Genomic DNA, 22,516 nt, shown 5'->3' with positions numbered 1-22,516 from the left:
CATACGCGGTATGCAGAAGCGCGCAATACCCGGTATGCATCGACGCGCCGATCTCGCTAATTCATTGACGGAGCGTGACCGCTCAGGCGCAGACGACCTGCACGCCGGCGGCGCGGAACGCGTCCACCAACTCCGGGGCGGCACCGGAGTCGGTCACCAGCGTCTCCACCCGCTCGACCGGGCAGATCCGGGCGAAGGCGTGACCCCCCAGCTTGGACGAGTCCGCGATGATCACCACTCGCTTGGCGCGGGCCACCATCAGGTTGTTCATCGCCGCCTCCCCCTCGTGGTGGGCGGCGGCGCCGAGCTGCGGGTCGATGGCGTCCACGCCGAGCAGGGCGACGTCCAGGGTGACTTCGCGCAGCAGCGCCCCGCCCAGCGGGCCGACCAGCTCGAACGACTTCGGGCGCACCACGCCGCCGGCCACCACGACCTTCATCCGGGATCGGACCAGCAGCTCGTTGGCGATGTTCAGCGCGTTGGTCACCACTGTGAGCTGGGCACCTTCGGCGCTGGTGTTCAGATCCGGTCGCACGGCGAGCGCCCTCGCCACCTCGGTGCTGGTGGTGCCGCCGTTCAGGCCGACCACGGTGCCCGGCGTGACGAGCGCCGCGGCAGCCGCCCCGATCCGCTGCTTCTCGGCCGAGTGCTTGGCCGTCTTGTAGCGCAGGGGCAGGTCGTACGACACGCCGTTGGCGACCGCGCCACCTCGGGTTCTCGTGATCATCTGCTGCTGCGCGAGCTGATCGAAGTCACGCCGGATGGTGGCCTGGGAGACGTCCAGCCGCTCGGCTGCCGCCTCGACGCTGACCCGGCCGTTGTCGGTCAGCATTTCGAGCAGGGCGTTCCATCTGGCGTACCGGTCCACTGCGGGGGTCCTCCCGGCAACTTGCACGGACGGTGATTGATTGCGTGCACACTAGTGCGCGAAACTAGGCTTGCGCAAAAGACTGACCTGCGCGATCGACCGGTCGGTTGCCATGGTCACCCGCGTTCGCGCAGAATAACGCGCGAAATGCGGGCCTAACGAGCCGTATTGCGCACCGATCGCCCCTGCGAGGAGTTTCCCATGGCGTACGTGGACGCGGAGATCGCGAGCCAGCCCGACTGCTGGCGGGAGGCGGCCAGGCTGGCCGAGGTGGTACGCGGTGACCTGCCGCGTCCCGGGGAGCGGGTCGCCGTCGTCGGTTGCGGCACGTCGTGGTTCATGGCGATGGCGTACGCGGCCCGCCGCGAGCAGGCCGGCCAGGGTGAGACCGACGCGTTCCAGGCGTCCGAGTTCCCCGCCGGCCGCCGCTACGACCGGCTGATCGCGATCACCCGTTCCGGCACCACCACCGAGGTGCTGGAACTTCTCGCCGCGCTACGCGGACAGACACCCACCACTGTGCTCGTCGGTGACCCCACGTCCCCGGCGGTCGAGTTGGCCAACGCCACCGTGGCCATGCCCTTCGCCGACGAACGGTCGGTGGTGCAGACCCGCTTCGCGACCACCGCGTTGGCCCTGCTCCGCGCCCAGCTCGGCGACCCGGTTACCGCGCTCGCCGCCGACGCCGAGGTGGCGGTGCGGTCCCCGCTGCCGATCGACCCGGCCACCATCGAGCAGGCCACCTTCCTTGGTCGGGGTTGGACGGTCGGGCTGGCCCAGGAAGCGGCGTTGAAGTGCCGCGAGGCGGCCACCTTCTGGGCCGAGGCGTACCCCGCGATGGACTACCGGCACGGCCCCATCTCGGTCGCCGCGCCGGGCCGGCTGGTCTGGGCGTTCGGTGAGCTGCCCGACGGGCTGCCCGAGGACGTGGCCGCCACCGGCGCGGCCTTCGTGCACAGCCGCACGCACGGTTGGCGCACGGTGCTGGGTAGCTGGTCCGCCGGCCGTACCCCGGTCGACCCGATGGCCGACCTGATCCTGGCCCAACGCTTCGCGGTCGCGCTGGCGACCAGCCGGGGCCTCGACCCGGACGCGCCCCGCCACCTGACCCGGTCCGTGGTGTTGGCGTGAGCGCGAGGAGTGAGCCGGGGTTGCGAGCCCCGCAGTCGCGAACCGAGACGGCACCGTGAGCGACCGCGTGAGCGACCACGTGGTCGTTGCGCTGGACGTTGGCGGCACCGGCATGAAGTGTGCCCTGGTCCGACCGGACGGCGTCGTGGTGCGCACCGAGCGGCACCCCACCGACGCCGCCCGCGGCCCGGCCGCCGTGGTCGGCACCATCCTGGACGTGGCCGGTGGGCTGGCCGACAAGGCTCGCGCCGACGGCCTCACCCCGATCGCGGTCGGCATCGCCGTGCCCGGGGTTGTGGACGAGGCACGCGGAGTCGCGGTCTGGTCGGCGAACGTGGGCTTCCGGGACGTACCCCTGCGGGACCTGACGGTGGCGCGGCTCGGCCTGCCGACGGCGCTCGGCCACGACGTGCGGGTCGGTGGTCTCGCCGAGGCCCGGCTCGGCGCCGGACGCGGGACCGGGCACGTGCTGTTCGTGGCGATCGGCACCGGCATCGCCTCCGCGCACGTCGTCGCCGGCACGGCCGCCGTGGGAGCCCACGGCGCCGCCGGGGAGATCGGCCACATCCTGGTCCGGCCCGACGGTCCGCGCTGCGGCTGCGGCCGGCCCGGCTGCCTGGAGGCGGTCGCGTCAGCCGCCGCGATCGGCCGCCGCTACGCCGAACTCGCGGGCGGGACCGCGGACGCGCCGGTGACCGCGGCCGAGGTGGCCGAACGGGCCGCGGCCGGCGAACCGCTCGCCAGCCAGGTCTGGCAGGAGGCGATCGAGGCGCTCGCCGACGGCCTCGCCAGCGGGCAGGCGCTGTTCGACGTGGCGACGATCGTGCTCGGCGGCGGCCTGGCCCAGGCCGGGGACCGGCTGCTGGCCCCGCTGCGGGCGGCGCTGCACGAACGAATGACCTTCCACCGGGAGCCGCAGCTGGTCGCGGCAGCCCTCGGCGACGAGGCCGGTTGCCTCGGTGCCGCCCTGCTCGCCCTGGACGCAATGGGTGTCCGTGACCATCAGGAGAAGCGATGACCGTACGGGTGAACGGCCGAGTGGTGACCCCGACCGGAGTCGTCCGACAGGGCTGCGTCGAGTGGGACGGCGATCGGATCACAGCGGTGGCCGAGTATCCGTCGGTGCGCGACGGGCACTGGATCCTGCCCGGCTTCGTCGACATGCACACGCACGGCGGAGGCGGGCACACCTTCACCACAGGTGACGCCGACGAGGCCCGCGCGGCGGCCGACTTCCACCTCTCACACGGCACCACCACGCTGCTGGCCAGCCTGGTCAGCGCGCCCTTCCCGCTGATGCGTACGGCCACCGAGGCGTTCGCCCCGCTGGTCGACGAGGGCGTGTTGGCGGGGGTCCACTTCGAGGGGCCGTACCTGTCGGCCGTCCGCTGCGGGGCGCAGAACCCGGAGTACCTGCGCGATCCGTCGACCGACGAGCTGACCGAGCTGATCGAGCTGGGCCGGGGCGCGGTCCGGATGGTCACCCTCGCCCCGGAGCGCGACGGCGCGCTGGAGGCGATCAAGCTGCTCACCGCGCAGCGGGTGGTGGCGGCCGTGGGCCACACCGACGCCACGTACGAGCAGACGCGCGCCGCGGTCGCCGCCGGCGCGAGTGTCGGCACCCACCTGTTCAACGGGATGCGGCCGGTCCATCACCGCGAACCGGGGCCGGTGGTGGCCCTGCTCGACGCGCCCACCGTGATCTGCGAGCTGGTCGCCGACGGGGTGCACCTGCACGACGGCATGCTGACCTTCGTCACGGCGACCGCCGGCCCGGACCGCGCCGCGCTGATCACCGACGCGATGGCCGCCGCGGGAATGCCCGACGGCGAGTACGAACTGGGCGGCCAGACCGTCACCGTCGCCGACGGGGTAGCCCGGCTCGCCCGCGACGGCGCGATCGCCGGCAGCACCCTGACCATGGACGCCGCGCTGCGCCACGCGGTGAACGCCGGAATCCCGATCGCCGACGCCGCGCGGATGGTGGCCACCACCCCGGCACGGGCCATCGGCCTGGGTGACCGGGTCGGGGCGCTCCAGGTGGGTCTCCGCGCCGATCTGGTGGTGCTCGACGACGACCTCAACGTGGTGCGGGTGCTGCGCGGAGGCTCCTGGGTGGACTGACGCCGGGGCTTCGGAGAGTGCCGGGGCGGTGAGGTGGGCCTGTCGGGTGCCTCGAACACCGGCCGCGCCTGTTGCGCGGCCTGTCGAGCTGCCCCACAAGTGGGTGGGGCGGGCGCACCTTCACAGGCTCGGTGTCGGTGCAGGGCCGCGCATGCCTGCCCCACCTGTGGGGCAGCTCGACAGTGCGCCCAGAAAGCCTTTGGAGCTGAACCGTTGCGGGCCGCCAACCGGGCGGGGCCTCAGCCCAGGCTGGGGACGTCCACGCCGAGGACGGCCTGCTCGTCGGGGCGGTGCACCAGCACGTCGGACAGGTACGACTGGACCGCGTGGCGCATCCCGACGTCCCGACCGGCCTGCTCGGAGAGCAGCCACTTGTGCTCGATGATCTGGGCGAACAGCTCCTGCGGCTCCAGCTTGCGGCGCAGGTGCGCGGGAACGGCCCGGACCACCGGCTCGAAGACCTCGGTGAGCCAGCGGTGGGCTGCCTGCTGCTCGTCGATCAGGTCGCTCTCCGCGCGGTAGGCGTCGAGGTCGTTGAGCAGCTTGCGGGCCTGGTTCTCCTCGGCGTCCAGCCCGGTCAGCCGCAGCAGCCGCCGGGTGTGGTAGCCGGCGTCGACGACCTTCGGTCGGACCAGGAAGCGCCCGTCGTCGATGGACGACATGGCCACCTCGGCGACGTCGAAGCCCAGCTCGTTGAGGCGGCGGATCCGGCCTTCGATGTCGTGCCGGGCCTCCCGTTCGATCGCCTGCTCATAGGTGATCTCGTGCCAGAGCCGCTCGTAGCGCTGCACGACCTCCTCGCACACCACCTCCGGGTCGATGGACTCGTGCAGCAGGCCGGCGGCCTGCAGGTCCAGCGCCTCACCGAAGATGTTCACCCGGGCGATCTCCAGGTCCTCACCACGTTGACCGTTGGAGAGCGAGTTGTGCAGGGCGCCCGTCTCCGCATCCACAAGGTAGGCGGCGAAGGCGCCCGCGTCCCGCCGGAACAGCGTGTTCGACAGGGAGCAGTCGCCCCAGAAGAAGCCGGTCAGGTGCATCCGCACGATCAGGGCGGCGAGCGCGTCGAGCAGCCGGCTCATCGTCTCCGGCCGCAGGGTGTGCGAGAAGAGCGCCCGGTACGGCAGCGAGAACTGCAGGTGCCGGGTGATCAGCACCGATTCGAGCGGCTCCCCGTCCTCGGTCTGCCGGTCGGCGACTACCGCCACCGCCTCGACCGAGGGGAAGTCGATCCGTTCCAGGGCCCGGAGCAGGTCGTACTCGCGCTCGGCGATCCGCTCGCGGGTCTCCTTGAACGCGTACACGTACTCGCCCAACCGGACGAACCGGACGATGTGCCGGGAGATGCCCTGCGGCAGCGCGACCAGGTGTTGGGCAGGCCACTCCTCCAGCGGTGTCGACCAGGGCAGGTCGAGCAGCGCCGGGTCCACGAGGGCAGACGTGATCCGCACGGGCACAAGCATGACTGGTTGCCCCCCGCATCCGCCCCTGATCGTGGTTGGGCCCACAGCGCCGCACACCCGGGCCTCGCGCCGGGCCGGTAGCGTGGTCGCGTGCTCAAACCCACAGCGGTACGACGTGACCTGCGGCTACGGCCCGTCCGCCCGGCCGGCTGGTGGTTCGACGCGCTCCTGCTGGTCGGTTTGGTCGGGTTGACCGTGGCGCTCGCCGCCGACCAACTCTTCGGGTTGGACCGGGCGGTCGCCGACTGGGCCGACGGGCACCGGCCGGCCGCCGCGTACTGGGTGGCTCGGGTGCTGAACTTCCTCGGCCAGGGCACCCCGCTCACGTTGATCGCCGCCGGGTTGGGCGTGCTGCTGGCCGTCCGGCTGCGGTCGGTGCGACCGATCCTGCCGCCGGTGGTCGCGTTCGTGCTGACCTTCCTGACGATCGGTCCGCTCAAGGTCTGGACGGCGCGGGCAGCACCGAGCGCCAGCGTCAAGGAGCCGTTTCTGACGCCCGAGCAGACCCTGCCGCTGTTCCACGACGACCTGCCGGTGCGGTTCGCCCAGTCCTACCCGTCGGGGCACGTCGCCAACGCCATCGTCTGGTACGGCGTCATCGCGCTGCTGCTCGCCCCGCTGGCCCGCAGCTTCGGCCGCAACCTACCGGCCCGGCTCGTGACCGTGATCCGCATCGTGCCGCCGCTTGTCGTCCTCACCACCACCACCTACCTCGGCTGGCACTGGCTGACCGACTCGGTGGCCGGGCTGCTGCTGGGCCTGCTCCTGGACCGGCTGCTGCACCGGGCGCCCTGGGACGGCGTGCCGCTCCCCGGCCGGCTACGCGGGTGGGATCGGCCGTTCACCTCGTACCCCTAGGGTCTTGTTTCGTGGATCAACTGGCGCGGCGGCTGGGCGTACCCGATGCGGTTGTCATCGGGTTGGGCTCGATGCTCGGCGCGGGCGTCTTCGTGGTCCTCGGTCCGGCCGTGGCGGCGGCCGGCGGCGCCGGCCTGCTGCCCGCGCTGGTGCTGGCCGGCTTCGTCGCCTTCTGCAACGCGACCAGTTCCGCGCGGCTCGCGGCCCGGTACCCGGAGTCCGGCGGCACCTACGTCTACGGCCGGGAGCGCCTCGGGCCGTTCGCCGGGTTTCTGGCCGGTTGGGGCTTCGTCGTCGGCAAGACGGCGAGCTGCGCGGCGATGGCGTTGACCGTCGGGGCGTACCTCTGGCCGGGTCAGGCCCGGTTGGTCGCCGTCGGCGCGGTGCTCGCGGTGACCGCCGTGAACCTGCGTGGCATCGGCAAGACCGCCGCCGTGACCAGGGTGTTGGTCGGGCTGGTGCTCGCGGTGCTGGCCCTCGTCACGGTCGTCGGCCTGATTGGTGGGCCGGTGCACCTGGACCGGCTCGGCGAGCCCGGCGGTTCGGCGCGGGGCGTGCTCACCGCCGCCGGGTTGCTGTTCTTCGCCTTCGCCGGGTACGCCCGGATCGCCACCCTCGGTGAGGAGGTCCGCGACCCGCAGCGGACCATCCCGCGCGCGGTGCCGCTCGCGCTCGGCGTGGTGCTCGTGATCTATCTGATGCTGGCCGTGGTCACCCTCGGCGTGCTCGGCGCCGACCGGCTGGCCGGTTCCGCCGCGCCCCTGGCCGACGTGGTGACCGCCGTCGGGCTACCCGGCCTGGCCTGGGTGGTCCGCGCCGGTGCCACCATCGCGGTCGTCGGGGTGCTGCTGTCCCTGGTCGCCGGGGTCGGCCGGACCACCCTCGCCATGGCCCGCCGCCGTGACCTGCCCGGCGCGCTGGCCGCCGTGCACCAGGTGCACCAGGTGCCGCACCGCGCCGAGCTGGCGGTCGCCGCCGTGGTGATCGTGGTGGTGCTGCTCGGCGACGTACGCGACGCGATCGGCTTCTCCAGCTGCACGGTGCTCGTCTACTACGCGATCACCAACGCGGCGGCGCTCACCCTGGGCCGGGACCCGGGCCGGCGGTTGCCGGTCCGGGTGCTCGCCGGTCTGGGGCTCTTCGGTTGTCTACTGCTGGCGGTCAACCTGCCGCTGGGCAGCGTCCTCGCCGGCTTCGGTGTGCTCGCCGTCGGCGCCGCCTTCCACGCTCTGCGGGCTCGCCGCTGAGCCCGTCAGGCGGCCGGAGTCAGCGGCTCAGCCGCTGGTAGCGGCGCACGGCCAGCGGGGCGAACGTCGCGATCAGCAGCACCGGCCACAGCACCGCCAACAGGATCGCGTGCTCCGCCGGCCAGGAGTCGCCACCCAGGCCCGGGTTGCCGAACAGTTCGCGGATCGCCGCGACGGTGGCCGACAACGGATTCCACTCCGAGATGGTCCCGATGACAGAAGGCATCAGCTCGGGAGACACGAAGACATTGGAGATCGCGGTGAACGGGAACGCCGCCGGAAAGACGATCACACCGACCGTGTCCGGGTTGCGGACCAGCAACGCCAGGTAGATCCCGACCCAGGTGATCGCGATCCGCAGCAGCAGGAGAAGGCCGACGGCGAGCAACGCCTTGCCGACCCCCTGTCGCCACTGCCACCCGACGAGCAGGCCACAGATCAACAGGGTGGACATCTCCAGCAGGGCGCGCAGCAGGTCTGCGGCGCTGCGACCGGTCATCAGGGCGGACCGCGCCATCGGCATCGACCGGAACCGGTCGACCACGCCCTTGCTGAGGTCCAACGCCACGCCGGTGGCGGTCGCCCCGAGCCCGTACAGCATCGTCATCACGAAGACCCCCGGCAGCAGGAACTCGCGGTAGTTGCCACCACCGGACACCTGCATGCCGCTGCCGAACACGTACCCGAAGACCAGGACGAACATGATCGGCAGCGAGAAGTAGAGGATCAGCTCCTCCGGCGCGCGGATCACGTGGGTCATGTTCCGCCTGGTCATCGTCCAGCCGTCAGCGATAGCGGTGGTCATGCCACGTCCGCCTTTCGTCCGGCGGCGACGGGCTCGCGGGCCTCGTCCGGCCGGTGCCCGGTCAGGTGTAGAAACGCCTCGTCCAACGTCGCGCGCCGCAGGCCGATGTCCTCGACCGCGATCCCGGCGTCGTCCAGCGCGCGTACCACGTCGACCAGGCCGGCGACGCGATCGACCACCGGCACGCTGAGCCGTCGGACCTCCGGGTCGAGTTCGGGCTCCGCACCGCAGATCGGCGCGACGAGGCGGGCAGCGTCGCTCAGCTCGGCCGCGTCGCGAACCACCACCTCGACCCGGTCGCCACCGGTCATCGCCTTCAACTGGTCCGGCGATCCCTCGGCCACCACCCGACCGGCGTCGATCACCGAGATCCGGTCGGCGAGCTGATCGGCCTCCTCCAGGTACTGCGTGGTGAGCAGCACCGTCGTCCCGTCCGCCACCAGACCGCGGACCAGGTCCCACACCTGGTTGCGACTGCGCGGGTCCAGGCCGGTCGTCGGCTCGTCCAGGAAGAGCACCCGCGGCGTGCGGATCAGGCTGGCGGCGAGGTCCAGTCGGCGACGCATCCCGCCCGAATACTCACCGGCGGACCGACTCGCCGCCTCGTCGAGCCCGAACCGTTCCAGCAGTTCAGCGGCGCGTCGGCGAGCCTCCCGTGGGCCGAGCCGGAACAGCCGGCCGAACAGCTCCAGGTTCTGCCGGCCGCTGAGGATCTCGTCGACCGCGGCGTACTGCCCGGTCAGCCCGATCCGGGCGCGCACCTCGTCCGGCCGGCGCAGCACGTCGTACCCGGCCACGGTGGCCCTTCCCGTGTCGAAGCGCAGCAGCGTGGTGAGGATCCGTACGGCCGTCGTCTTGCCCGCGCCGTTCGGTCCCAACAGTCCGTGGACCGTGCCGGCCGGCACGGTCAGGTCGAACGCGTCGAGCGCGGGGGTCGGGCCGTACCGCTTGCCCAGACCCTCGGCGACCACCTCGAATGTCGTCATGGCCCCACGGTGCGGTGGGGCGCTTACCGGTCACGCACCGTCCGCTGACGGCGGCGCACCGGGCTTCTCCGCCTCGGTGATCTCCTTCAGGACGAGGATGATCTCCGCCCGGGCGGCCTCGCCGACGTACCAGCCGGTGAGCCCGCCGGTCAGCGCCTCCTCGCAGAACCGCCTCGCGGCGGCCAGGTCCCCGCGTACCCGGGCCACCTGGGCGAGGCCGAGCCGGGCGCTGGCCACGAACTCGGGTGCGCCGCTGCGCTGCGCGAGGACCAGCGCACCGGCGAAGTCGTCGTGCGCCGCCGCGAGGTCACCGGCGCGCAGCCTTATCTCGCCCCGGGTACGCAGCATGTCGGCCTGGTCGACGGCCGACCCGAGCGCCTCGACCAATCCCATGGCCTCATCCATGTGGGCGCCCGCCGTCTCCGGATCGCCCTGCCAGGCGGCCAGTTCGCCGAGCGCACCGAGCGTGATCATGGTGCCCCACCGGTCCCCGGTGCCGCGGAAGCCGTCGAGCGCGGTGGCCAGCGCGGCCCTGGCCCGGTCCCATTGGTCACTCCACATCAGCGCCGAGCCGCTGCCCATCGCGCCGAGCGCGTTGATCCACGGGTCCGGGCCGACGAGCCGTCGCAGCTCCCCCATCAGCTCGTCGACGTGATCGGCCCCTCCAGACGGCGGTCCGGTCGAGATCCCCGACAGGTACAGCAGGAAGGGCTGTCGGGGCGCCCGGTCGAGGCTGCGGATCACGGACCGCTGCGTCCCGAGGGACGGCAGAGGGCCGGAGCCAGCGAGCGAGGCGTTGTAGACGCAGAGGGCGAACTCCTCGCTCAGCCCCGGCGGCGCTTCGGTGCCGAGCAGTTCGAGGACGTCGGCGGCGAGCCGCGCCCCTTCCCCGCGCATGCCGCGCAGCCACCAGTAGAACGACAGGGCCGCGACCATCCCGGCCGCGTCGGACGCGTCACCGGCGGCCGTGGCCCGCCGCAACGCCGCATGCAGGTTGTCCCGGTCCGCGTCGAGCCGTCGTAGCCAGTGCAGTTGTTCCGCGCACCGGAGTTGGTCGCTTGCGGTCCAGGCGAACTCCAGGAAGTACGCGGTGTGCGCTCGACGGAGCTGGTCGGCCTCGCCGGCCTCGGCGAGACGCTCGGCGCAGAAGGCCCGCACCGTCTCCAGCATCCGGTAACGGCCGCCGGTCATCTCCACGAAGGACTTGTCGACCAGACCGGTCAGCGCGTCGACGAACTCGGAGGTGGGCAGGCCGCAGACCCGCCCGGCCGCCTCCAGCGTGGCCCCACTGGCGAAGACGGTCAGCCGTCGGGCCACTATCCGTTCGGCGTCGTCGAGCAGGTCCCAACTCCACTCGACCACGGCCCGGAGGGTGCGGTGTCGCGGCGACACGGCCCGGCTGCCCGTCGACAGCAGTCGGAACCGATCGTCGAGACGGGCGGCCACCTCGGCGACGGACAGCGCCCGCAGTCGCGCGGCGGCCAACTCGATCGCCAACGGCAGGCCGTCCAGGCCGCGGCAGATCCGCAGCACCATCTCGACGTTGGCCGGCGTGACGGTGAAGTCGGGCGCCACGTCGACGGCCCGCTGGGCGAAGAGCCCGACCGCCGCGTACTCATCGGCGTCCAGCGCGGACGCGCCGGGCGGTGGCAGGGTGAGCCCGGACAGCGGGCACAGCGCCTCACCGGCCAACCCGAGCGGCTCCCGACTCGTGGCCAGGACGCGCAACGCCGGGCACGCGCTCAGCAACCGCGCCGCCAGCCGGGCCGCGTCGACGAGGACGCGCTCGCAGTTGTCGAGCACCAGCAACAGTCGTCGCTCGGCGAGCGCCTCGACCAGCCGATCGATGGTCTGCCAGCCCGACTCGGCCGGGGCACGCAGCCCCGCGTCGCGCAGGCCGAGCGCGCTCAGCACCGCCTGCGGTACGTCCGAACCGTCGGCCAGCCCCGCCAGCTCGACGAAGCGGACCTCCCCGTCGACGCGGCCCGCGGCCTCGATCGCCAGGCGCGTCTTGCCCGCGCCCCCGGGACCGGTGAGGGTGACCAGCCGGCGCTCGCCGAGCAGCCCGCCGAGGCGCCTGAGTTCCTCCTCCCGCCCGACGAACGTGGTGAGCTGACTCGGCAGTGCCGGTTCGGCCGGCCCGCGCCCGGCCAAGCGTTCGTCGCCGCGCAGCACCGCGAGGTGAATCGCGGCCAACTCCGCCGACGGGTCGGCACCCAGTTGCTCGGCCAGGGTGCGCCGGGCGTCCTCGAACTCGGCCAGCGCCTCCGCCGGCCGACCCAGTGCCGCCAGGGCACGCATGAGCTGACCGCGTGACCGCTCCCGCAACGGATGCGCGACGACCAACTCGCGTAGCTCCGCGACCAGCGCGCCGTGCGCGCCCAACGCCAGCTCCGCCTCGACCCGATCCTCGGTGGCGGCCAACCGCAGCTCGTCCAGCCGGGCCGCCTGCGCGGGCGCGCCGGCTGCGCCGATCGCATCGGCCAGCGCGGGACCCCGCCACAACTCCAGCGCCTCGCGCAACAGGGTCGCCGCCCGGGGCCAGTCGCAGTCGACGAGCGCGCGGCGTCCCGCCTCGGCGAGCCGTTCGAACCGGTGCGCGTCGACATCGTCGGGATCCACGGCGAGGCGATAACCGGCCGGGTGGAACTCGACCGGATCATGCTCGGCGGGCAGGGCCTGACGCAGCCGCGACACCTGGGACTGGAGCGCGTTGGCCGCGCCCCGGGGCGGATGCTCCCCGTACAGTCCGTCGATCAGCCGCTCAGTGGAGACCATCCGCCCCGCGTCGAGCAGGAGGAGCGCCAGCAGAGCGCGCAGCCGCGGACCGCCCACGGGGACCTGTCGCCCGTCGGCCAGCAACACCCGGGTCGGCCCCAGGATGCGGAAACGCATGCCATGGATTGTCGCGCAATGCCACCCGGTTCCGGGCTGACCGATCCGCCAGCCTTTGACCGTCAGCTCCGTCCCGGCCGGACAGGCGCAGAGCTGGGTGGTTCATGAATAGACGTCCTTACGATGACCGACGTCGTGGATGGTCAACTCGTCGCCGTCGAGGCGATATAGGACCCGGTAGTCACCGACTCGCAAACGACGTCCAGATCCGTCGCGCATCTCGGTCGATCTGAACCTTCACGCCGCCTCGCCGCTGGCTCGGTCGGACAGCAGCGCCTCCACCTCACGGGGATCGACCCCGAGCGACTCGAGCGCCGCCGACAGCGGCACGAACTGGCCCTCGGCACGAGAACGGGCAATCACCGCCGAGTCCCTGCTATCGCGGAACGCCTCGATTTCCTCCCACTCGTCAATGCCGACGAGCACGGCAACAGGCCGTTCGTACTTCGTGATGACGACCGGCTCGCCGGTGCGCTCGACACCGTCCAGCACCCGACCCGCGCCGTCACGGAATTCCCGTAGCGTGATCCTTTCCATGGCCAAACAGTACCACACGGTACCGCACTGCCTTCATTGCTAAAGAGTTGAGCGAACCAGAAGTAGCTTCGTCGGAAATGGCGCCGCCCGAACGGGACAGCCGCAGCGGACGGATCGGGTGGCGTCAGCTCACCTCGCCGACCCCGTCATGCCGACGGGTCAGCTCGAATTCGTCAGGTTGACCGCCGTTGGTCGTCGAGGGCGCGTCCCCGGCGGGCGGGACGGGATGTGGCGCGCCAACTCCCGAACCCGTCTGGCCCGGCACCGGAGGGGGCGCCGCCGCGGGGGCGTGCACTCCCCCGTGGACCGGCCCGGCCGGCCGGACGACCGGGCCCGGATGGGCCGGCGGGGCGCACTGCCGCGTCAGCCAGTCCAACCCGCGCCGCCGGGCGACCACGGTCAGCCGGTCACCGGCGAAGATCACCTGCCGGGGGTCGAGGTCCTTCCACCAGATCGTCTTGGCACCGCCGGCCGGGGTGCGGGCGATCAGCCGGACCTGCCCGTCCCGGTTGACCATGTCCAGCGGTCGGCCGTCCAGTTCGGAGCCGGGGGCGACCGGCACCTCGGCGACCGGCAGCGCGTGCCGGTCGACCGGGATGGTGCTGATCACTGCGCGTTCGGTGAGCGCCCCGATGAAGGCCGGGGCGGCCAGGTAGGAGACCGACCGGGACACCCCGAGCGCGAACGTCTCCTCCACCCGTTCGGCGAAGTCACCGTCGAAGAGCCGAAGCACGACGCGCAGGTCGGCACGGAGGTCGCGGGCGGCGAGCGCCGCCTCCAGGTTGGCCACGTCGTCGGTGGACGCCACCACCAGCGCCTGGCAGTCGGCCACCGAGGCGGCGGCCAGCGTCTCCGGCAACGCGGCGTCGCCGACGATCAGCGGCACCTCCAGTTGGCGGGCCAGGGCCGCGCCGCGCGGCTCCGGGTCCTTGTCGATCGCCACCACCTCGACGTCGTACTCGCGCAGTTGTGCCATCACCCGCGTGCCGACGTTGCCCAGGCCGATCACCACCACGTGCCCGACCCGCGCGGGTTGCAACCGGCCGGTGTGCAGGGCCAGCCGGGCGTTGACGATGCCGTCGACCACGACGGCGGTGATCAGCGGGATCAGCGCCAACCCGGCCAGGTTGAGCACCACCTGCATGATCTGGGCGTCCGCCGTCTTGGTGGTGTCCGGGTCGGCACCGCTGAGGGTGGTGACAAGCGTCAGGTACAGCGCCTCCAGCGGAGAGACGTCCTCGGCACGGGAGATCAGCGCCCCCAGCACCGCGATCAGCGCGAGCACCACCATCACCGCGATGCCGATCTTGCGGGTGGCGAAGCCGCGTACCGCTCCCATCACCACCGTGACCGGGCGACGCCGCCGCCGCGCGCGGACCAGCCGACGGGCGGCGACCTCGGTGCCCGGCGGCTGGCCGGTCGCTTCGGCGAGCACCAGGTCGGCGCCGGCCTGATCGGCCGGCAGCAGCTCCACCCCCTGCGCCTCGCTGAGGTGCGCCAACGCGCAGACCACGTCCTGCGGTCGGACGTCGGCCCGCCGCGCCACCCGCAGCGTCTTGTCGCGATGTTGGAAGGAACTGGGGTCGACCTCGTTGAGCGCGGCGGCCACGAAGGCCGGCGCGGCCATCTCGGCGTCCGAGAGCACCTCGACCGGGGCCTTGAGCAGCTTGCGTACGCCGTCGGCGAGCGTGCCGTTGAACATCCGCAGCACCTGGCGGACCCGCTGGTCGACAGCCTGGGCGCAGAGCGCGGCGTACAGGTTGCCCACGTCGTCCTGGTGCAGCAGGGCCAGCCCGGTCGCGCCGGCCAGGCCGGCGGCCTCGAAGGTGGCCACGTCCAGCCGGTCCGAGCGGACCACCCGGACTCCGCGCAGCCCGGCCACGTCCGGCCCGTTGCTGCGGTAACGCTCCGGCACCACGACGGTGACCCGTGCCCCACCCGTCGGCAGCTCGGATTCGAGCATCGCCCGGGCCACGTAGTAGGCGAGCGCGTCCTTCCCGCAGATCACGTAGTGCGGGCGCGGATCACCGACGGACCGCAGCCGCCAGTTCCACTCGACCGCCCGTCGCGCCCGGTCCCGCCACGGCTCCGCCATGCCCGGATCGTAATCAGCACGGCCACGGTGGGCGACCCCGCCCGGATCATCCCGTGTCCAGGTATGTCCGTCCCGGCGACGGGTAGAGCAGCGCCATGCAGACGTTCCTCCCGTACCCGGGCTTTCTGGCCAGCGCTCGCACGCTGGACCAGAAGCGGCTGGGCAAGCAGCGGGTGGAAGCCATCCAGGTGCTGCGCGGGCTCACCCGACCCGGGTACGGCTGGCGCAACCACCCGGCCGTCAAGATGTGGGCCGGGTACGAGGAGGCGCTCGTCCGCTACGGGCTGGACATGTGCGCGGTCTGGACCGAGCCGGGGAGGGCCGACACCTGCGCCGCCACGATGACCGTCGACCTCGCCGCCGCCTGCGGGGCCGGCGTCGTACGGACCCAGGACGAGCTGGCCCGAGCCGGTGAACTGCCGCCGTGGCTGGGTCGCGACGACCTGCACCTGAGTCATCGCTCGTCGCTGCTGCGCAAGGACCCGGCGCACTACCGCCCGCTGTTCGGCGACGACGTGCCGGAGGATCTGGAGTACGTCTGGCCCGCCTCCGACCGCACCCGCCGTTGCCTACCCGCCGACTAGGGCTGTGAACAGGCCTTTGAGCCGCAGGTGGGGCAGACTGGGCCAATGGCGCTGTCGCAAGTGGTAGGTCGGCTGATCGGCGTACGGCAGCACCAGGTGGACCCGGGCGGCGGTGGCGCCGGCCGCGTGCCGCGACCGACCACGGCGCTGGTGGTGGGTGGCGGCATCGCCGGCATGTCGGCGGCGGTGGTGCTGGCCGAACGGGGTGTGGCGGTCACCGTGCTGGAGGCGGCACCGACGCTCGGCGGTCGACTGGGCGCCTGGCCGGAGGCGCTCGCCGACGGCAGCCAGCGGAACGAGCACGGCTTCCACGCGTTCTTCCGGCAGTACTACAACTGGCGGTCCATCCTCCGCCGGGTCGACAGTGACCTGGGCTTCCTCAAGCCCATTGCGGGCTACCCGATTCTCAGCGCGCAGTGGCCGACCGAGGAGTTCGGCAGGTTGCCGCCCGCGCCGCCGGCGAACCTGCTCGCGCTGCTGCTGCGCAGCCCCAGCCTGCGCCTGGCCGACCTGCGACTGATGGACCGGGACGCGGCGCTGCCGCTGCTCAGCTACGACCCGGTGCGCACCTACGCCGATTTGGACGACACCACCGCCGACGAGTTGCTGGCGTCGCTGCGACTGCCGGACCGGGCGCGGGCGATGCTGTTCGAGGTCTTCTCGCACTCGTTCTTCAACCACGAGGCGGAGATGTCGGCCGCCGAGATGGTCGCGCAGTTCCACTTCTACCTGCTCGGCAACCCGGAGGGGCTGGCCTTCGACTGCCCCGACGAGGACTACGCCACGGCGATCTGGGAGCCGCTGACCCGGCACGTGGAGAAGCACGGCGGCCGGGTCCTCACCGGCTGCGCCGCCACCGGGGTGCACCGCGACGGCGAGGGCTGGCGGGTGACGACCACCGACGGCGGCAGCCATCCGGCGGGTCACGTCGTGCTCGCCGTCGATCCGCCGGCGCTCGCCGCGCTCGTCGCCGCCTCCCCGGGCCTCGGCGAGCAGGCCCCCGAGTTGGCGGCACGGATGCCGGCCTTCGGCACCCCCGGCCCGCCGTACGCGGTGGCACGGTACTGGTGTGACGGGGACGTGGCCGCCGAGCGGGCCGTGTTCAGCGGGGTTTCCCGCCAGCCCACTCTGGACTCGGTGACGCTCTACCACCGGCTGGAGAACGAGCCGCGGCGCTGGGCGCGGCAGACCGGCGGGTCGGTCGTCGAGCTGCACGCGTACGCCTGCGAGCCCGGCGTACCGGCCGAGGAGCTGGCCGAGCGGATGCGCCGCGAGCTGGTCGCGCTCTGGCCGGAGGCCGGCGACCTGCGGGTCCGCGAGCTACGGGCCCGGGTGGAGGCGCAGGCGCCGGCGTTCACGCCGGGTAGCCACGCCTGGCGCCCGGGTGTACGCACCGACGCGAACGGCCTCTACCTGGCCGGCGACGGCATCGCCACGGACTTCCCGAGCGCGTTGATGGAACGCTCGGCCGCGACCGGGATCATCGCCGCGAACCACATCCTGCGCGCCGTGGGTGGCGCGGCCGAGCCGGTGCGCTCGGTCCGACCGCGCGGGCTGCTGGCCGGTCGCACCAGGCCAAATCGACAAAACACAACATAAGCCACCGTACGCTGCCGTACGCTCGAATGATCAACCGTCGATCGGCCGGGCGGGAGGGCAGCGGGAGATGTCACCACTGCACCGCGCCGGCGCGGAGAACGGTTCCTCGATCGACGAGATCGGCCGCGACGACGCGTACCCGCTGATCCGCGACGAGCGCGCCTGCATCGTCACCGCGCTCCGGCTCGGTTGGTGGATGGCCGACGCCTACCACCACGGGCAGCAGGCGGAGCCCACCGCCTTCGTCGAGGCCCGCCCGGCCGTACCACCGGCCAAGCTCTCCAACCTCACCGAGATGTCCGCCCACCGGCGGATGCGGATGTACCTCGACGGGGTGGACGTCGCCCTGGCCCAGATCGCCGACCTCACCCGGCACACCGGGCCGGTGCCCGACACATCGGCTGCCCGAGCTCTGCTCCCCGACCTGGGGCAGCCCGACCCCGCCGACCCGGTGCCACTGCTGCTCGCCCTCGACGACCTCAACGTGGAGGTGCTGCGCTGGGCGATGGCCGCCAACCACCGGGTCGGGCTGGCCTACCGGCTGGGCCGGTCGGTGGCCGACACCGTCCGAGCCGGCGACGTCACGCAGTTGCTGCGGCAGTTCGGCGGACGGCAGGTCCAGATCAGCAGGTGGTTGGACGAGCTGGCCAGCGTGCTGCCGCCGTACTCGGCCGCAGTGGTGCGCCGGTCGCTGGCCGCCTGGGCGAGCGCGGTCGACCGCGCCGGCCACGGGGACCCGACCGAGCCGACACCCGCCACCCTGAGCCGGGCGCTGCGCGGCCAGGGTGACCTCTGGCGCGACGTGCTCACCGGCGGCCTGCACCCCCGCGACCTGCTCGACGAGGAGGACTACGCGGTGATCGCCAGGAATCTGATCATCCGGGACCGGCGACTGGTGGCGCAGGCGGCCCGAGGCATCTTCTGGCCGGTGCTCGTACCCCTGCTGTTGGTGCTCTTCGCTGTCGTCGGGGTGAGTGCCGCCGCGGCCGCCGGTTCACCGACCACCCGGGCCACCGTCGCCCTGGTGGGCCTCGGCGCCGGGCTGGCCGCGATCTGGCGGACGGTCTCCGGGCCCGCGCTGGCCGTCGCCGGTGAGGTCAACCGGCCCCTGCTGGACAGCGAACTCACCGCCCGGATGGCCCTGCGGCTGAACCGGCCGCTGACCACCGCCCAGGTCTCGGCGAAAGCCGCTCCCCGCACCCGCCGCCAGCGGCGGCCCGAGGAGGCCGGCCGATCGAAATACGTTGCCCGTGCCTCCCGCGTCGACCTACCGTGAGCGCGCAAGGTCAACCACCACCGCGGGAGCAGCTCATGACGATGTCGCACGTCACCACCGTGCCGTCGACGCTGCCCGGTGACGGTTACCGAGCGGAAGGTCCCCGGGCGGGCCGGCCCGACTGACGCGTACCCGTACGCGCCGAGCCGCCCCGTCCGACAGCCGGACCGGGCGGCTTCTTGCTGTCCATCCCTGATTGCTCTGTTCGTCGTCGCCTTGTTCGTCGTCGCCTTGTTCGTCATCAGCACGTTCGTCATCAGCACGGAGGGAGATCCCGGTGGACGCCGTCCTCGTCATCAACGCCGACCTCGGCCCGCTGCACCGGGTCACCGTCCAACACGCCGTCCGCATGCTCTGCCGTCGGGTGGCCGAGATCCACGAGGCCGAGCCGGACCGGGTGATCGGGGTCTTCCCGATGCCCCGGGTGGTGCGGCTGGTCCGCTTCGTGGTCACCCGGTGGAGGTTCAACTCAGGGCCGGCCTGGTCCCGCGCCGGTGTGCTGCGCCGCGACGACCGGTGCTGCGCGTACTGCGGTGGCCCGGCCTCCACCATCGACCACATCCTGCCCCGCTCGCGCGGCGGCCGGAACACCTGGCGGAACACCACCGCCGCCTGCTACGCCTGCAACCAGCGCAAGGGGGACCGGACGCCAGCGGAGGCGGGCATGCCGCTGCGCCGGGAGCCGGTGAACCCGGGCTGGGGTGCGCTGGCCGGGCGGTAACGGACCGGCCGGCGGGAACGGGGGGCCGCGTCCCGGGTACGTCCCGGGCGCGGCACCCGCCGGCCCCCGATCAGGCGGCGCGTTCCTTGACCTTCGACTTCAGTTGGCCACTGGGGCACTGCACCCGGATCTCGCTGCGGTACTCCGTGGAGGCCAGCTCGACCACGATCTGCTTCGCCGGGCCCGGGTCGTACGCCTCGGCCCGGAAATCGGGCGCGAGCACCACCGCGAGCACCTCGACCGAGCTTCCCACGCAGCGAACGGTGACCGTCCCGCCGCGCGCATCCACGGGTACGCCGGCGGCAGGGGTGGGAGTCGGCGCGGCCCTGGTCGGGGTCGGCCCTGCGGTGGTGGTCGTCGGGGCCGGGGCCGCTGTTCCGCCCGGACCGGTCGGGGGGCTGGTCCGGGTAGCGGTGTTCCCGGTCGGCGGCACGGCGGACGGTCCGGTGCGGACCGCGTCGGTCGGCTCCTCGGTGCGGGGCAACCCCACCGTGGTGGTGCCCGGGCCGCTGCCGGTCGGTGCAGCGTTCTGTCCCTGTCGACGATTGCTGAAGTCGCCGAGGGAACCGGCCAGCGCGACCGCGGCGATCACGGCACCGCCGACCGTGAGAATGGCCCGCCCCCGACGCCACGGCCCGCGCCTCGTCGGCGCGGCCGAATCGCCGGCCGGCCCGACGCCGGTAGGGCCGGCGCCGGTCGGGCCGGCCCCGGTTGCGGTGCCGGTCGGCTCGGGGACGTCTGCCGCCGGTTCGGCGGCGACGGCAGCGACCTCGGGTGCGGCCGCGCTGGCGGCGGCGAGCAGGATGCGGGCCGCGTCGGCGGCCGACGGCCGGTCGGCGGGGTCGCTGGCCAGGCACCAGCGGTAGAGCCGGTGCACCTCGGGCGGTACGCCGTCGATCGGGGGCAGCGGGTCCGGCTCGACGTGCGTGTGCGCGCGGAGCATCCCGGTCTGCGCCTCGGCGGGCCACGGCAACCGGCCGGTGAGCACCCGGTACAGCAGCAGGCCGAGGGCGTACACGTCGCTGGCCGGCAGCACCTCGCCGGCCTGCAACCGCTCCGGCGCCAGGTACGCCGGCGTGCCCAACAGCCGCCCCTCGAAGTCGATCTCCGGGGCGCCGGCCGCTGCCGCGATGCCGAAGTCGAGCACCTTCGCGCCGGTCGGCGTGAGCATGACGTTGCCCGGCTTGATGTCGCGGTGCACCAACCCCTGATCGTGCGCGGCGGCGAGCGCCGAGGCCACCTCGGCGCACACCCGCAGACCGGCGCGCGGCGGCAACGGCCCGACCACCAAGCGGTGTTCGAGGGTGTGGCCGCCGAGCAGCTCCATCACCACGAACGGGACCTCGACGCCGTCCAGCGCCGACTCGCCGTAGTCGTAGACGCTTGTGACGTGCGGATGCGACAGCCGGGCCGCGGCCTTGGCCTCGCCCCGGATCCGTTGTCGGGCGTTGGTGTCCGTGTCGACCAGCACCTTCACGGCGACGTCCCGTTCGAGCACCTCGTCGTACGCCCGGTGCACCGCCGACATGCCGCCACTGCCGAGGCGCTCCAGGAGCCGGTAGCGGCCCGCAAGCAACTGATCACGCTGCACGAAGGACAGCCTGCCGTACCGGCCTGAGATCCGGGCACCCGGGATCGAGGTGTTGCGATGGGTGGGAGCGGGTTGCGGCTACCGTCCGCTCAGACCCGGATGCGCGCGTAGGAACGCCTCACCCCGGCGGGCGTTTCGGAGGACCGACACGATCAGCACCACCCAGATCACCAGCAGCAACCCGCCGATCATCCCGTGGAACGGCGCGAACCCCACGAAGACCTGACCGACGCTCGTCATCACCAGCCCAGCGCACAGCACCGCAAGATAGCGCTGGCTGACGAACTGTTTGGCGGTCTCCACGAGCAGGGCGGGGTCTTCATCGGCCTCGGGTGTGTCGCGTCGAACCTGCCGATCCAGCCGTCGACGGTGCGACCAACTGAGCCCGATCAGGGGCGACTGTCGTCCCGACCGGTAGCGGCCGGTACCGACCACCCAGACGGCTGCGGCCACCTCGATGACGACTCCGAGAATCACCAGGACGAGTCCAAGGTTGCTGGCCCAGCGCGGCGGGTCACCGTCGAAAATGCCGGTGTTCTGACCGCCCATCGCGACACCGACCGCGAGCGCGCCGACCACGGCGGCCAGCAGCACCAGGAGCAGAATCAGACGGAGTCGCCGTTGTCCCCGCCCGGTCCGGTCCGGATTCGTCGCTGCCGCGTCCATAGTGGCCCCCCGATCACCGCGTGAAGCGGGCACTACCCATCGACCACTACGACTCAAACCGGTCAGTCGCCGGTCGGGGGCTGCCAGGCGAAGCGGGGCGTACGCCGTTCGGCGATCGCGGCGACCCCCTCCCGAGCCTCGCCGGTGGTCGTCACCTTCCGGTGCCACCAGGCGATCCGGGCGGGCTCGGCCCGCTCCTCGATGATCTCCTTTGCGGCGGCGATGCTCAGCGGCGACCGTTGGGCGATGGTCGCGGTCAGCTCGTCCACCCGTGCGGCGACCCGGTCGGCCGGCAGCAGCTCGTCGACCAGGCCGATCCGCAGGGCCCGCTCGGCGTCGATCAGCTCAGCGGTAAACAGCAGATGTTTGGCGGCGGACGGGCCGACCAGCCGGGCCAGCCGGCGCGTCGTCGGTGCCGGATAGACCAACCCGAGCCGGGCCGGCGGTACGCCGAATCGGGCGTCGTCGGCGGCGATCCGCAGGTCGCAGGCGACCGCGAGCTGGGTACCACCGCCGACGCAGGCGCCCCTGATGGCCGCGACCGTCGGCTTGGCGAAGCGGGCCAGCCGTTCCTCGGCGGCGACCGCGATGCTGGCGTCACCGGCGTCCAGCAGTTCGGCCAGGTCACCGAGGTCGGCACCCGCGCAGAAGGTGTCGCCCGCGCCGGTGAGCACCACCGCCCGTACGTCGGGGTCGGGTTCCAGCCGGTCGAGCAGTTCGGGGAGCTGACGCCACATGGCCGCGGTCATCGCGTTACGCCGGGCCGGATTGCGCATCACCACGGTGGCGACCGGCCCGGCCACCTCGACGGTCAATCCCGCGTCCGACACGTCCGCTCCTCCCGCGTCACCTGAAGCGACGCCGCCAATCTGCACACCGGCGTCGCACGCCGGTGCGGCGACCATAGCGAAGACGATCGCTCAGCCCGGCACAGGCGCACTGCTGAAGCAATCTTGGACAGTTTCCGTTAGCGCGGAACTGTGCTGTCCCGAGACATGTGTCAAGGGGAAGTCCCGATAGATGTGTCATGAGTTGTTGATCAGGCTGCTCGGGTGAGGCTGATGTAGGTC

The 22,516-nt window shown here is 72.6% G+C and carries 19 protein-coding genes and 1 pseudogene; 9 read left to right on the top strand and 11 right to left on the bottom strand.

Translation table 11 applies throughout. The annotated features are described in order from the left end of the window. Nucleotides 1-82 precede the first annotated feature (82 nt). Nucleotides 83-868 (bottom strand): DeoR/GlpR family DNA-binding transcription regulator, encoded by a 786-nt coding sequence (locus tag ACFYL6_RS31950; RefSeq protein WP_357494885.1) that lies wholly within the window; start codon nucleotides 866-868, stop codon nucleotides 83-85. Between the two features lie 201 nt (nucleotides 869-1,069). On the opposite strand from ACFYL6_RS31950, the gene ACFYL6_RS31945 reads away from it, so the two are divergent. Genes ACFYL6_RS31945 through nagA form a run of 3 tightly spaced genes read left to right on the top strand, consistent with a single transcriptional unit; the run spans nucleotide 1,070 to nucleotide 4,123 of the window. Beyond that, nucleotides 1,070-1,999 carry an SIS domain-containing protein gene (locus ACFYL6_RS31945; RefSeq protein ID WP_387176951.1) on the top strand — a complete coding sequence of 310 codons (930 nt, stop codon included), beginning with the start codon at nucleotides 1,070-1,072 and terminating at the stop codon, nucleotides 1,997-1,999. Between the two features lie 55 nt (nucleotides 2,000-2,054). After that, nucleotides 2,055-3,017: an ROK family protein gene (locus ACFYL6_RS31940; protein ID WP_387176950.1), complete on the top strand. Its 963-nt coding sequence runs from the start codon at nucleotides 2,055-2,057 to the stop codon at nucleotides 3,015-3,017. Then, entirely contained in the window at nucleotides 3,014-4,123 is a 1,110-nt protein-coding gene (gene nagA / locus ACFYL6_RS31935) for an N-acetylglucosamine-6-phosphate deacetylase (protein WP_387176949.1), read from the top strand. Before ACFYL6_RS31940 ends, nagA begins: the two co-directional genes overlap by 4 nt. A gap of 239 nt (nucleotides 4,124-4,362) precedes the next feature. Here the strand turns inward: nagA and ACFYL6_RS31930 are convergent, their stop codons facing one another. Beyond that, nucleotides 4,363-5,586, bottom strand: a complete 1,224-nt coding sequence (locus ACFYL6_RS31930) for a DUF4032 domain-containing protein (RefSeq protein ID WP_387176948.1) — start codon at nucleotides 5,584-5,586, stop codon at nucleotides 4,363-4,365. Between the two features lie 120 nt (nucleotides 5,587-5,706). Here ACFYL6_RS31930 and ACFYL6_RS31925 point away from each other — a divergent pair, with 120 nt between their 5' ends. Continuing rightward, nucleotides 5,707-6,444 carry a phosphatase PAP2 family protein gene (locus ACFYL6_RS31925; RefSeq protein WP_387176992.1) on the top strand — a complete coding sequence of 246 codons (738 nt, stop codon included), beginning with the start codon at nucleotides 5,707-5,709 and terminating at the stop codon, nucleotides 6,442-6,444. An 11-nt stretch (nucleotides 6,445-6,455) separates the two neighbouring features. Beyond that, nucleotides 6,456-7,691 (top strand): APC family permease, encoded by a 1,236-nt coding sequence (locus tag ACFYL6_RS31920; RefSeq protein WP_387176947.1) that lies wholly within the window; start codon nucleotides 6,456-6,458, stop codon nucleotides 7,689-7,691. A 19-nt stretch (nucleotides 7,692-7,710) separates the two neighbouring features. Here the strand turns inward: ACFYL6_RS31920 and ACFYL6_RS31915 are convergent, their stop codons facing one another. The 6 genes and pseudogenes from ACFYL6_RS31915 to ACFYL6_RS31890 form a co-directional block, all read right to left on the bottom strand. Beyond that, nucleotides 7,711-8,496 carry an ABC transporter permease gene (locus ACFYL6_RS31915; protein WP_387176946.1) on the bottom strand — a complete coding sequence of 262 codons (786 nt, stop codon included), beginning with the start codon at nucleotides 8,494-8,496 and terminating at the stop codon, nucleotides 7,711-7,713. Continuing rightward, nucleotides 8,493-9,482, bottom strand: a complete 990-nt coding sequence (locus ACFYL6_RS31910) for an ATP-binding cassette domain-containing protein (protein WP_387176945.1) — start codon at nucleotides 9,480-9,482, stop codon at nucleotides 8,493-8,495. Before ACFYL6_RS31910 ends, ACFYL6_RS31915 begins: the two co-directional genes overlap by 4 nt. A 30-nt stretch (nucleotides 9,483-9,512) precedes the next feature. Then, on the bottom strand, nucleotides 9,513-12,377 hold the full coding sequence (locus ACFYL6_RS31905; protein ID WP_387176944.1) for a BTAD domain-containing putative transcriptional regulator: 2,865 nt from the start codon (nucleotides 12,375-12,377) through the stop codon (nucleotides 9,513-9,515). A 102-nt stretch (nucleotides 12,378-12,479) separates the two neighbouring features. After that, nucleotides 12,480-12,605 (bottom strand): annotated as a pseudogene (locus tag ACFYL6_RS31900) (type II toxin-antitoxin system RelE/ParE family toxin); the annotation flags it as partial. 9 nt (nucleotides 12,606-12,614) lie between these two features. Further along, a complete protein-coding gene (locus ACFYL6_RS31895; RefSeq protein WP_387176943.1) occupies nucleotides 12,615-12,914 on the bottom strand; it encodes a type II toxin-antitoxin system Phd/YefM family antitoxin in 300 nt (99 codons plus the stop codon). A 124-nt stretch (nucleotides 12,915-13,038) separates the two neighbouring features. After that, a complete protein-coding gene (locus ACFYL6_RS31890) occupies nucleotides 13,039-15,009 on the bottom strand; it encodes an NAD-binding protein (protein ID WP_387176942.1) in 1,971 nt (656 codons plus the stop codon). A 95-nt stretch (nucleotides 15,010-15,104) separates the two neighbouring features. Here ACFYL6_RS31890 and ACFYL6_RS31885 point away from each other — a divergent pair, with 95 nt between their 5' ends. From ACFYL6_RS31885 to ACFYL6_RS31870, 4 genes are all read left to right on the top strand, one after another. Then, on the top strand, nucleotides 15,105-15,593 hold the full coding sequence (locus ACFYL6_RS31885) for an MSMEG_6728 family protein (protein WP_387176941.1): 489 nt from the start codon (nucleotides 15,105-15,107) through the stop codon (nucleotides 15,591-15,593). A gap of 45 nt (nucleotides 15,594-15,638) precedes the next feature. Beyond that, entirely contained in the window at nucleotides 15,639-17,192 is a 1,554-nt protein-coding gene (locus tag ACFYL6_RS31880; RefSeq protein ID WP_387176940.1) for an FAD-dependent oxidoreductase, read from the top strand. A 67-nt stretch (nucleotides 17,193-17,259) separates the two neighbouring features. Continuing rightward, complete coding sequence (locus ACFYL6_RS31875) at nucleotides 17,260-18,468, top strand: hypothetical protein (RefSeq protein WP_387176939.1); 1,209 nt, start codon at nucleotides 17,260-17,262, stop codon at nucleotides 18,466-18,468. Between the two features lie 277 nt (nucleotides 18,469-18,745). Next, the gene (locus ACFYL6_RS31870) at nucleotides 18,746-19,189 is read left to right on the top strand and encodes an HNH endonuclease (protein ID WP_124818902.1); all 444 of its coding nucleotides are present in this window, start codon (nucleotides 18,746-18,748) and stop codon (nucleotides 19,187-19,189) included. Between the two features lie 70 nt (nucleotides 19,190-19,259). Here ACFYL6_RS31870 and ACFYL6_RS31865 read toward each other — a convergent pair whose 3' ends face one another. From ACFYL6_RS31865 to ACFYL6_RS31855, 3 genes are all read right to left on the bottom strand, one after another. Continuing rightward, nucleotides 19,260-20,780, bottom strand: coding sequence for a serine/threonine-protein kinase (locus ACFYL6_RS31865; RefSeq protein WP_387176938.1), 1,521 nt, complete (start codon nucleotides 20,778-20,780; stop codon nucleotides 19,260-19,262). 78 nt (nucleotides 20,781-20,858) lie between these two features. After that, nucleotides 20,859-21,446 carry a hypothetical protein gene (locus ACFYL6_RS31860; RefSeq protein ID WP_387176937.1) on the bottom strand — a complete coding sequence of 196 codons (588 nt, stop codon included), beginning with the start codon at nucleotides 21,444-21,446 and terminating at the stop codon, nucleotides 20,859-20,861. Nucleotides 21,447-21,508: 62 nt separating this feature from the next. Beyond that, nucleotides 21,509-22,276, bottom strand: coding sequence for an enoyl-CoA hydratase/isomerase family protein (locus tag ACFYL6_RS31855; protein WP_387176936.1), 768 nt, complete (start codon nucleotides 22,274-22,276; stop codon nucleotides 21,509-21,511). Between the last annotated feature and the right edge of the window lie 240 nt (nucleotides 22,277-22,516).

Origin of the sequence: Micromonospora sp. NPDC007208 (assembly GCF_042869175.1) — a bacterium.
Classification (GTDB): domain Bacteria; phylum Actinomycetota; class Actinomycetes; order Mycobacteriales; family Micromonosporaceae; genus Micromonospora; species Micromonospora foliorum.
The sequence above is the reverse complement of the archived record's forward strand: the minus strand, read 5'-3'. Positions and strand labels throughout refer to the sequence as shown.